Raw genomic sequence first — 10,413 nt, 5'->3', positions numbered from 1 at the left:
GCCCCCGTCCGGTCGGCCGGACGGGGGCTTCGGGCGTTCAGGTGTTCAGGCGTTCCAGCCGGAAGCTCAGGCGAACAGACCCTCCAGAGTCCCCTCGTGCGCCGTGCGCAGCTCGCTCAGCGGGATGCTGAACTCACCCTGGATCTCGATCTCCTCGCCGTCCACGACACCGATACGGGCGACGGGCAGTCCCCGCGCACCGCACATGTCGTTGAAGCGGAGCTCCTCGCTGCGCGGAATCGAGACGATCGCGCGGCCGGCCGACTCCGAGAACAGGAAGGTGAACGCGTCCAGGCCGTCCGGGACGACCAGCCGGGCACCCTTCCCGCCGCGCAGGCAGGACTCGGTGACCGCCTGGATCAGGCCGCCGTCGGAGAGGTCGTGCGCCGCGTCGATCATGCCGTCGCGGGAAGCAGAGATCAGGATCTCGCCGAGCAGCTTCTCGCGCCCCAGGTCGACCTTGGGCGGCATGCCGCCGAGGTGCTGGTGGACGACCTCGGACCAGGCCGAGCCGCCGAACTCCTCGCGGGTGTCGCCCAGGAGGTAGAGCAGCTGGCCCTCTTCGGCGAACGCGACCGGCGTGCGCCGGGTGACGTCGTCGATCACACCGAGGACGGCCACGACCGGCGTCGGGTGGATCGCCGTCTCGCCGGTCTGGTTGTACAGCGACACGTTGCCGCCGGTGACCGGGGTGCCCAGCTCCAGGCAGCCGTCGGCGAGACCACGGGTGGCCTCGGCGAACTGCCACATGACGTCCGGGTCCTCGGGCGAGCCGAAGTTCAGGCAGTCCGAGATCGCGAGCGGCTTGGCGCCGGACGCGGCGACGTTGCGGTAGGACTCGGCCAGCGCGAGCTGCGCGCCCGTGTACGGGTCGAGCTTGGCGTAGCGGCCGTTGCCGTCGGTCGCCATGGCCACGCCCAGGTTCGACTTCTCGTCGATCCGGACCATGCCGGCGTCCTCGGGCATCGCGAGCACGGTGTTGCCCTGCACGAAGCGGTCGTACTGGTCGGTGATCCAGGACTTGGAGGCCTGGTTCGGGGAGCCGACCAGCTTGAGGACCTGCTCACGCAGCTCCGCGCCGTTCGCCGGACGGGCCAGCTTGCCCGCGTCGTCGGCCTGGAGCGCGTCCTGCCAGGAGGGGCGGGCGAACGGCCGGTGGTACGTCGGACCCTCGTGGGCGACGGACCGCGGCGGTACGTCCACGATCTGCTCGCCGTGCCAGAAGATCTCCAGCTGCGAGCCCTCCGTCACCTCACCGATGACGGTGGCGATGACGTCCCACTTCTCGCAGATCTCCATGAAGCGGTCCACGTGCTGCGGCTCGACGATCGCGCACATGCGCTCCTGCGACTCGCTCATGAGGATTTCCTCGGGCGAGAGGGAGGAGTCGCGCAGCGGCACGGTGTCCAGCTCGACGCGCATACCGCCGGAGCCCGCGGAGGCCAGCTCGCTCGTGGCGCAGGAGAGCCCGGCGCCGCCGAGGTCCTGGATGCCCGCGACGAGCTTCTCCTTGAAGATCTCCAGGGTGCACTCGATGAGGAGCTTCTCCTGGAACGGGTCGCCGACCTGGACGGCGGGGCGCTTGGTGGGCTTGGTGTCGTCGAAGGTCTCCGAGGCCAGCACGGAGACGCCGCCGATGCCGTCGCCGCCGGTGCGGGCGCCGTACAGGATCACCTTGTTGCCGGGGCCGGAGGCCTGGGCCAGGTGGATGTCCTCGTGCTTCATCACGCCGATGCAGCCGGCGTTGACGAGCGGGTTGCCCTGGTAGCAGGCGTCGAAGACGACCTCGCCGCCGATGTTCGGCAGGCCGAGACAGTTCCCGTAGCCGCCGATGCCCGCGACGATGCCCGGCAGGACCCGCCGGGTGTCGGGGTGGTCGGCCGCACCGAAGCGGAGCGGGTCGACGACCGCGATCGGACGGGCACCCATGGCGAGGATGTCGCGGACGATGCCGCCGACGCCGGTGGCCGCGCCCTGGTAGGGCTCGATGTACGAGGGGTGGTTGTGCGACTCGACCTTGAAGGTGACCGCGTAACCCTGGCCGACGTCGACCACACCGGCGTTCTCGCCGATGCCGACGAGCATCGCGTCGTTGGCGGGGACCTTCTCGCCGAACTGCTTGAGGTGGACCTTGCTGCTCTTGTAGGAGCAGTGCTCGGACCACATCACGGAGTACATGGCGAGCTCGGCGCCGGTGGGACGGCGGCCCAGGATCTCGCGGATCCGGGCGTACTCGTCCTCCTTGAGGCCGAGCTCCTTCCAGGGCTGTCCGGCGTCCGGGGTTTCGGCCGCGTGCTTGACCGTGTCCAGGCTCATGCGTTGACCAGCTTCTTGATGATCGAGGTGAAGAAACCCAGGCCGTCGGTGCGACCGGTACCGATCAGCGGCTCGACGGCGTGCTCCGGGTGCGGCATCAGACCGACGATGTTGCCCGCGGCGTTGGTGATGCCGGCGATGTCGCGCAGCGAGCCGTTCGGGTTGACGTCGGCGTAGCGGAAGGCGACGCGGCCCTCGGCCTCCAGCTCGTCGAGCGTGTGCTCGTCGGCGGTGTACCGGCCGTCCACGTTCTTCAGCGGTACGGAGATCTCCTGGCCCGCCGTGTAGTCCGAGGTCCAGGCGGTCTCCGCGTTCTCCACCCGCAGCTTCTGGTCGCGGCAGATGAAGTGGAGGTGGTTGTTGCGCAGCATCGCGCCGGGCAGCAGGTGCGCCTCGGTCAGGATCTGGAAGCCGTTGCAGATGCCGAGGACCGGCATGCCGGCCTTCGCCTGCTCGATGACGGTCTCCATCACCGGCGAGAAACGCGAGATGGCGCCGGCGCGCAGATAGTCGCCGTAACTGAATCCGCCCGCCAGGATGACCGCGTCGACCTGGTGGAGGTCCTTGTCGCGGTGCCAGAGGGATACGGGTTCGGCACCCGCGATCCGTACGGCCCGCAGGCTGTCCTGGTCGTCGAGCGTGCCGGGAAAAGTGACGACGCCGATACGGGTGGTCACTTCTCCTCCTCCACCTTGACGGTGAAGTCCTCGATGACGGTGTTGGCGAGGAAGGTCTCGGCGATCTCGTTAATACGGGCAAGGGCGGCATCGTCGACCGGCCCCTCGACCTCGAGCTCGAAACGCTTTCCCTGACGAACGTCCGCGATTCCGTCGAAGCCGAGACGGGGCAGTGCGCGCTGCACAGCCTGTCCCTGCGGGTCGAGGATCTCCGGCTTGAGCATGACGTCGACTACGACGCGTGCCACTGGCACTCCCGGTGGTGTGGTGCGGCTGTGTCTCCGAGGGGTTCCCCAGATCCCCGCGGGTCCACTCAGCGTACCTGGCCAGAAATTCTACGCGGGTAGATATGAACCGACCCTGATCACGGCGAGATTTCGGAGGCAACGACACCCAGGGAAAGTCCTGGGAAAAAATCTTCACCCGGATTGCACGTGGTCGCCCGCAGGCAACACGCGGATGTAATTGCCCGGGCTTCACAATGCGGCTCCCGCCGCTGTACAAATGAATACTCGGGAAAGCACGATTGCCCCGGAACAGTCGACAGCAGTCGATCCGTATCCGCCCAGCCGCCGGAAGGCCGGCATCAGCGCATGTCAGGCGCGACGGTGCCGCAGGAAAGGACCGATATCCGTGGCTCAGCGCGTAGTGGTTACGCTCTCCGACGACATCGACGGGGGAGAAGCGGCGGAAACGGTCACCTTCGCCCTGGACGGGAAGTCGTACGAGATCGACCTCAATCCCGCCAATGCAAAGAAACTGCGTAAGACGCTGGCCCCGTACATGGCGGCCGGCCGAAAGCAGACAAATACCGGCAAGCGCGGCAAGGCTCCGGTGTCGTACCACCACACGTCGCTCGCGCCGGACCCCGCGGCCGTGCGCGCGTGGGCCCGCTCGCACCGGATGGAGGTACCGGCCCGCGGCCGGATCCCCAAGAAGGTCTACGAGGCGTTCAACGCGGCCAGTTGAGAGCGACGCCCGGAATGTTCCCTTCCGGTTCAAGGTCCGCCGATCGCCGGAGCGACACCTCGGGGAGCCGACTTGCACAACACCCCTGCAGGTCGGCTAGAGTCTGGAGCACGCCGAAGGGCAAGGCCGAAAAGCCGGGTCCGACGCAGCGTGCGGGTGTAGTTCAGTAGTAGAACATCCCCCTTCCAGGGGGAAGGCGCAGTGTGCAATTCCTGTCACCCGCTCTGCACTGCCTTACCGGACCACTCAGTGGATCAGGTAGAGTAGTGAGCGCTCCACCGGTGAAAGCCGAGTGGCAGCAATGCGGACGTAGCTCAGTTGGTAGAGCGCAACCTTGCCAAGGTTGAGGTCGCCAGTTCGAACCTGGTCGTCCGCTCTTGATTCAAAGGCCCTGGTCGATATCGATCGGGGCCTTTGGCGTTCCCGGTTATCGACGCATGACGTTTGTCATGAGCAGTGATGACAACGCGGACTGCTCGCGGCGGTGATCCCGCAGAAGTCTTGAGTCATGACCAGCGACGGCATTCCCCGGGGTGCGATGGTCTCGGTGCGGGGCCTACGGCGAGGCCCGTGCGGGAGCCCGACGCACCTGTCGCGCTGATCGCCGGGACGGTCCTGATCGCGATCGCCCAGGGACTCTGTTCCGCCCCCCTGGTGCCCCGGTCCCTCGAGAGCTGCATGGGGCGCGGGACCGTCGAAAGGCCGTTGCCGGCGCTCGGGGCCGTCCTGATGCTCGCGAACACGGCGGGCCTGCTCGGACTCGTGCGTATGTCGGGCCCGAGGAGTTTCCCGAGCTGTCGCTCGCCCTGACCGCGACAGCCCTGGGGTACCGGGAGGCCGACCTCCGTACGGAACTGCTGGGAGCCCAGGGTGTCTTGCGCGCAGCCGGAATCGAGTGCGCCGTCCACGGCGACGGCGGGCGGCTTCCCGCTCCGGTGCGGTCGGCGCTCGGCTGGGCCGTACGGGAGGCGGCGACCAACGTGCTGCGGCACGGCGATCCCCAGCGGTGCGCCGTCCGGCTCGAGACCGCGCCGGACGGGGTCCGGCTGGTGGTGGAGAACGACGGTGTGACGCCGGACGTGTCCGTGATCCCCGGCGGTGGCTCAGGGTTGCACGGACTCCGGGAACGGCCGGCCGCGGTGGGCGGTTCACTGGAGGCCGGACCGACGGGCACCGGCCTGTTCCACCTGACCGCGGCCGTCCCGCTGCCCTCGCCACGGAATACCGCACCCTCCCCGCTGGAGAAGACGATGACACCCGCACCGGGCCCGGTCCGAGTCCTGCTTGCCGACGACGAGCACCTGATCCGGGGCGCGCTGGCCGCGCTCCTCGCGCTGGAGGACGACATCGTCCTGGTCGCCGAGGCGGCGACCGGTCCGGAGGCGCTCGCCATGGCCATGGCGCACCGGCCCGATGTAGCCGTCCTGGACCTGGAGATGCCGGGCGCGGACGGTGTGAAGGTCGCCACATCTCTGCGGGCGGAACTGCCCGGCTGCCGGACCATGATCGTGACCAGTCACGGCAGGCCGGGGACCCTGAAGCGGGCGCTGGAGGCGGGCGTCCGGGCGTTCGTCCCGAAGACGGTCAGCGCCAGGCGGCTCGCCGAGATCATCCGAACCGTGCATGCGGGAAATCGCTATGTGGACCCCGAGTTGGCTGCCGACGCGATCTCCGCCGGTGACTCCCCGCTCACCGCACGGGAGGCCGAGGTGCTGGAACTGGCGGCGGACGGGGCGCCGGTCGCGGAGATCGCGGAGCGGGCGTCCCTGTCGCAGGGCACGGTACGCAACTACCTGTCGGCGGCCGTCTCCAAACTCGGTGCGGAGAACCGTCACGCGGCAGTGCGTCTCGCGCAGGAGAGAGGTTGGGTATAGTAGGCAGCGCGCTGCGGCGCATGCGAACGTAGCTCAGCTGGTAGAGCGCAACCTTGCCAAGGTTGAGGTCGCGAGTTCGAACCTCGTCGTTCGCTCCACGCAAGAAGGCCCCGGTCCCCGTGACCGGGGCCTTCTGCCATTACATCCCCTGGGCCGGCCAGCTCGTGCCGGTCAGGAGCTCGTACGCCTCCAGGTACTTGGCCCGGGTCGCGTCGACGATCTCCTGCGGCAGCGGCGGGGGCGGCTGCTCGCTGTGGCGGTCCCAGCCGGAGGCCGGCGAGGTCAGCCAGTCGCGCACGAACTGCTTGTCGTACGAAGGCTGCGCCTTGCCCGGCTCCCAGGTCTCGGCCGGCCAGAAGCGGGAGGAGTCGGGCGTCAGCACCTCGTCCGCGAGGATCAGCTCCTCACCGCCGTCCTCGGTGGGCGCGAAGCCGAACTCGAACTTCGTGTCGGCCAGGATGATCCCGCGCTCACGGGCGATGTCCCGGGCACGGCCGTAGACGTCCAGCGTCGCCCGGCGCAGCAGGGCCGCCGTCTCGGGGCCGACCTCGCGGGCGACCTCCTCGTACGAGACGTTCTCGTCGTGATCGCCGACCGCGGCCTTCGTGGCCGGGGTGAAGATCGGCCCCGGGAGTTCGGAGCCGTCGACGAGACCCTCGGGCAGACCGATACCGCAGACCGTCCGGGTCGCGTCGTACTCGATCAGTCCGGAGCCCGTGAGATAACCGCGCGCCACGCACTCGACCTGGACCATACGCAGAGAACGGCAGATCAGGGTCCGCCCGGCCCAGTCGGCGGGTGCGCCTGCGGGGAGCTCCGTCGACAGCACGTGGTGGGGGACGAGATCGGAGAGCTGGTCGAACCACCACAGCGACAGCTGGGTGAGCACGCGGCCCTTGTCAGGGATCTCGGTGGGCAGGACCCAGTCGTACGCGGAGATGCGGTCGCTGGCGACCATCACGAGGTCGCCCGCCTCGTTCCGGTACAGGTCGCGCACCTTGCCAGTGTGCAGATGGGTGAGCCCCGGCACCTGCACAGGCTCGGGCTTTTCTACGAAACCGGACACGCTGCCTCCGCGTAGGTTGATCCAGGAGTCGTTCCGATTGTCCCGCATGCGAAGGGGCCGCGGCGCCAGGGGTCGCCCTGTGGACACGGCGGGGCCACATACGCGTCGGGGCCCGGTATCGTCGCGCGGCTCGGTACCAGGTTCCGTTTCTCAGTCCCGCTTGCAGATCCGGTCGAGGAGATTTGCCGTAGCCCGCTGAATACGGGCGTCGACATGGCCGGGGCGGTCCAGGGCCGGAGACCAGGCGAAGGTGCCCGACGCGAAGACGAGCGCGCCCGACGGGGCTCGGTACAGCGAGGTCTCCTGGTGCCGGGTCGCCCCGTCGCCGTCGGCGTACGGGGAATGCGCGAGGAGCATGCGGCTCTCGTGCTCGGGCAGTGTCGTACGCGGGAAGTAGCGGTCGGCCTCGCCGGCGACCAGCCCGTCGATCTCGTCGCCCTCGGCCGCACCGGTGGCTTCCCAGAGCCAGTGGCCCGCGTTCCGCACGACCAGGGGGTGAGGTTCGGGGACCCGGCCGGCGTACTGGATACCCAGCAGCTGCTGCTCGGGACGGTCGATCTCACGCCACAGCGCGGACTTCCCCGGCCCGCGGCGCTTGCGGCAGGTGAGCAGGCGGTCGGGGACGCCGGAGGGGGACGGGCCGAGACCGACCTGCCAGTACATGGTGTTGGCCGAGAGGAAGACGAGCGAGGTGCCGGTGTCCCGGGCGAGCTCCGCGGTGCGGCGCATCGGCACGGACCAGTACTCGTCGTGGCCGGGGAAGACCAGGCCCCGGTATCGGCTGGGATCGACGCGGCCGGCGTGCAGGTCGCGGGCGTCGGCGTACGCGAGGTCGTAGCCGTAGCGCTCGGCCCAGCGGATGAAGTCGTAGGCGTGACCGACGTGGAGAGGCAGACCCGCGCCCGCGTAGGGCCGGTCGAAGGAGATGGTGACGGCGGCGTCCTCCTCGCCCAGCAGCCTGCCCTGTTCGTCCCAGGCGTGGTAGAGACTCGCGCCGGTCCGGCCGTCCTCCGGATAGAGGTTGTAGGCCTGCCAGGTCACGTCGGGAAGCAGGAGCAGCAGGTCCGCCGGATGGTCGTCGCGGACCGTGAAGGGGACGTGTGAGCGGTGGCCGTCAGCGGTCGTGAGCACGGCGACGTATGCGCCGACCGACCAGTAGCCGGGGATCTGCAGCCGCCAGGAGAGCCACCAGTGATGGCAGGAGACCGTCCGCTCGGCGGTCAGCGGTGCCGGCTGGACGATGCCTGAGAGGCGCGGGCTGGTGGTGATCTTGGCTGCGCCGTCGCCCGCGTAGTGCCCGATGCGGTAGACGTCGACGGAGAACTGCTGCGGCGGGTCCACGGTGATGTGGAAGTCGATCGCCTCGCCGGGCGCCGCGGCACCGGGGGAAACGAAGCCCTTGATCTGCTGGTGGACGTCGTCGGCCGTACGCGTGCCACCGCCGGTTCCACCGCGGCCGAGTTCGGGGGCGGCGTACCAGGGGACGACCTGGCCGGTGTCGTCGAAGTAGTTCTCGCTGCCGCGCAGCCAGGGCAGCGGGCCCTGCCCGAAAGGGTCACTCACGGCATGCGCGAGGGCACCCGATTCCCAGCGCCGAATCTGCTCAGCCCCCATCCCGCTCCCCTCCCTCGTCCCCCGAAACATCTGGTGCGCCGGGTACCGACGCCACCCCCAGCACATCACATTACGCACGCACTCCGTCACCGTTCGTCGCTAATTGATGGGAACGAAGCCCGATCTTCCGGGCATTGATGGGATATCTTGCCCATTTCGTTACCTAAGCGGACGAACGGCCGTGCAACTCAGGTGGACCGTCGGCCCAGGCGCACCTTTCAGCCCAGGCGTACGGGTTTGTCGGTACGCACTCCCACCGCGGAAAGCCAGGAGAGCAGCGGCTCCGCGTCCCCGTCCTCGACGAGGCTGAGCACGGGGGCGCCGAGGTCCGACCTGCGACCGCCGTCAACCAGAAGCGCGGGGCCGTCGAGCCAGTCGAGTCCGGGTGCGGCGCCCGCCGTGTCCACGGCGGCGCAGCAGACCATCGCGACGACGTGGTCGGCGAGCAGTTCCGTGCCCGTACGAGGCGGCTGGAGGGGGAAGAGCGGGAGCGGGACGGGCCCCCAGAGATCGAGGGGGTCGGTTCCCGCTCCGGCCGGAGTGCCGTCCGGTGGGGCGCTGCCGCCGCCGGGGCGCGGCCGCGGTGTCGCCCTCTCCTCGTCGCGGGCGACTGCGGCGCCGATCCCGGCAGCGAGCGCCTCACTGTTGGCGCCCGGCGTGGCCAGGTGGTCGATCACACGGGCCAGTGTGGGCACCGGGGAGCCGTCGGTCCCCGGCGCGTCCGGGCCCCCCACGGAGACGCTGGTGGCCACTCCCATGGCGTCGAGCACCCGGTGCAGGCGGGCGGCCTCCGTACGCCATTTCCGGTCCACGACCTCTTCCGGATACTGCTGCCAGTCGACCGGGGACCAGCCGGGCCCGGTCTCCGCAGGCCCTCCGTGGAAGAGCCGGGCGGCCAGCAGCGAGGCCGCTTCGTCGGCCGCGCCGGGCTCCTCGATCAGATCGCAGGCGGGGCGCTCCCCCAGCCGGGAGGTGAAGCCCTCGGCCAGCCGGTCGCGCCGGGAGAGCTCCGTGAGCGCGGAGACGACACCGGCGTCGAGCCGGGAGGGCCAGCGCCCCATCCGCCAGGCGGGCAGCGCGACCCGGGTCAGCAGGCGGTCCCAGCCCGCATAGGCCAGGCCGACCTGCTCCTGGGCGACGATCCGCAGCCCGTAGTCCACCTCCTGGGCACGCCCCGACGCGGCGGCGGCGACGCAGCGCTCCATCTCCGCCGCGTGACCGCGACAGCCGCGCAGCAGCACCCTGGCGATCCACCCCACGAAGGCTGTGGGAATCCGGCGTACGAACCCTTGCCCGGGTTCGGCGGCGTCGGCGACCGCGGCGTCCAGGCCGCGGACGAAACGGCGGGCGGCGGCTATGTCGGGGTGCGCGGACGGCCCGGTGCCCGCGACGACCGGGGCGAGCACGGCCCGCAGCTCGGCGACCCGCATCCACCACAGGAAGGGGGAGCCGATCACCAGCACGGGGGCCGCCGGGACCCGACGGCCCCGCCGGGTCCCGGCCTGCCCCTTGAGGTCCTTCGCCCACGGCTGGGCGGCGGGGTGCGTACGGTCCTCCAGCCAGCTGTCACAGTCCGGGGTCAGCGCTATGGCCGACGGCGCCGGGACGTCGAGCCGGTCGGCGAGGTCCCGGACCAGCCGGTAGAGATCGGGAGCCGCGGCCTCTGTGAGGGGCACGGTCGGGCTGACCGCCGGTCTCGCGCGCGCCACCGCGACGGCAACCGCCGCGGCGACCAGCAGAACCACCACGGCGCAGGCCGCCACAGCCCAACTGACCGTGGACCACACCCCTGGGCCGATGTGTCCCTGGGCGACCGCGACGAGCAGCACGACCGCCGCGGCCGCCGGCAGGATCGCCAGGGCCGTGGCTCTGCTGCGGATGCGCAGCAGAGCCTGTC

Annotated in this window: 9 protein-coding genes and 3 tRNA genes; 6 read left to right on the top strand and 6 right to left on the bottom strand. The window is 70.1% G+C overall.

Features of this window, described 5'->3' with window-relative positions; genetic code table 11:
* Nucleotides 1-66 precede the first annotated feature (66 nt).
* Genes purL through purS form a run of 3 tightly spaced genes read right to left on the bottom strand, consistent with a single transcriptional unit; the run spans nt 67 to nt 3,241 of the window.
* Nucleotides 67-2,316 carry a phosphoribosylformylglycinamidine synthase subunit PurL gene (gene purL / locus ACFWFI_RS35990; protein ID WP_387398745.1) on the bottom strand — a complete coding sequence of 750 codons (2,250 nt, stop codon included), beginning with the start codon at nt 2,314-2,316 and terminating at the stop codon, nt 67-69.
* Nucleotides 2,313-2,993, bottom strand: a complete 681-nt coding sequence (gene purQ, locus ACFWFI_RS35985; protein WP_387398743.1) for a phosphoribosylformylglycinamidine synthase subunit PurQ — start codon at nt 2,991-2,993, stop codon at nt 2,313-2,315. The genes purL and purQ overlap by 4 nt, the downstream gene beginning before the upstream one ends.
* Nucleotides 2,990-3,241 carry a phosphoribosylformylglycinamidine synthase subunit PurS gene (gene purS / locus ACFWFI_RS35980; protein WP_099173088.1) on the bottom strand — a complete coding sequence of 84 codons (252 nt, stop codon included), beginning with the start codon at nt 3,239-3,241 and terminating at the stop codon, nt 2,990-2,992. The genes purQ and purS overlap by 4 nt, the downstream gene beginning before the upstream one ends.
* A 385-nt stretch (nt 3,242-3,626) precedes the next feature.
* On the opposite strand from purS, the gene ACFWFI_RS35975 reads away from it, so the two are divergent.
* The 6 genes from ACFWFI_RS35975 (at nt 3,627) to ACFWFI_RS35950 (ending at nt 5,934) form a co-directional block, all read left to right on the top strand.
* Nucleotides 3,627-3,962 (top strand): histone-like nucleoid-structuring protein Lsr2, encoded by a 336-nt coding sequence (locus tag ACFWFI_RS35975; protein WP_387398740.1) that lies wholly within the window; start codon nt 3,627-3,629, stop codon nt 3,960-3,962.
* A 152-nt stretch (nt 3,963-4,114) separates the two neighbouring features.
* A tRNA-Gly gene (locus ACFWFI_RS35970) sits at nt 4,115-4,186 on the top strand.
* Between the two features lie 79 nt (nt 4,187-4,265).
* Nucleotides 4,266-4,338 (top strand) — tRNA-Gly (locus ACFWFI_RS35965).
* A 194-nt stretch (nt 4,339-4,532) separates the two neighbouring features.
* A complete protein-coding gene (locus ACFWFI_RS35960; RefSeq protein WP_387398738.1) occupies nt 4,533-4,772 on the top strand; it encodes a hypothetical protein in 240 nt (79 codons plus the stop codon).
* A gap of 440 nt (nt 4,773-5,212) precedes the next feature.
* Nucleotides 5,213-5,836 carry a response regulator gene (locus tag ACFWFI_RS35955; protein ID WP_387398749.1) on the top strand — a complete coding sequence of 208 codons (624 nt, stop codon included), beginning with the start codon at nt 5,213-5,215 and terminating at the stop codon, nt 5,834-5,836.
* A 22-nt stretch (nt 5,837-5,858) separates the two neighbouring features.
* Nucleotides 5,859-5,934, top strand: a tRNA-Gly gene (locus tag ACFWFI_RS35950).
* Nucleotides 5,935-5,975: 41 nt separating this feature from the next.
* Here ACFWFI_RS35950 and ACFWFI_RS35945 read toward each other — a convergent pair.
* The 3 genes from ACFWFI_RS35945 to ACFWFI_RS35935 form a co-directional block, all read right to left on the bottom strand.
* Nucleotides 5,976-6,902, bottom strand: a complete 927-nt coding sequence (locus ACFWFI_RS35945) for a phosphoribosylaminoimidazolesuccinocarboxamide synthase (protein WP_387398736.1) — start codon at nt 6,900-6,902, stop codon at nt 5,976-5,978.
* Nucleotides 6,903-7,052: 150 nt separating this feature from the next.
* Nucleotides 7,053-8,516 (bottom strand): N,N-dimethylformamidase beta subunit family domain-containing protein, encoded by a 1,464-nt coding sequence (locus ACFWFI_RS35940; protein WP_387398734.1) that lies wholly within the window; start codon nt 8,514-8,516, stop codon nt 7,053-7,055.
* Nucleotides 8,517-8,734: 218 nt separating this feature from the next.
* Nucleotides 8,735-10,405, bottom strand: coding sequence for a M48 family metalloprotease (locus ACFWFI_RS35935; protein WP_387398747.1), 1,671 nt, complete (start codon nt 10,403-10,405; stop codon nt 8,735-8,737).
* Between the last annotated feature and the right edge of the window lie 8 nt (nt 10,406-10,413).

Source organism: Streptomyces sp. NPDC060209 (assembly GCF_042728155.1).
GTDB lineage: Bacteria > Actinomycetota > Actinomycetes > Streptomycetales > Streptomycetaceae > Streptomyces.
This window is presented reverse-complemented; position numbering and strand designations above follow the sequence as displayed.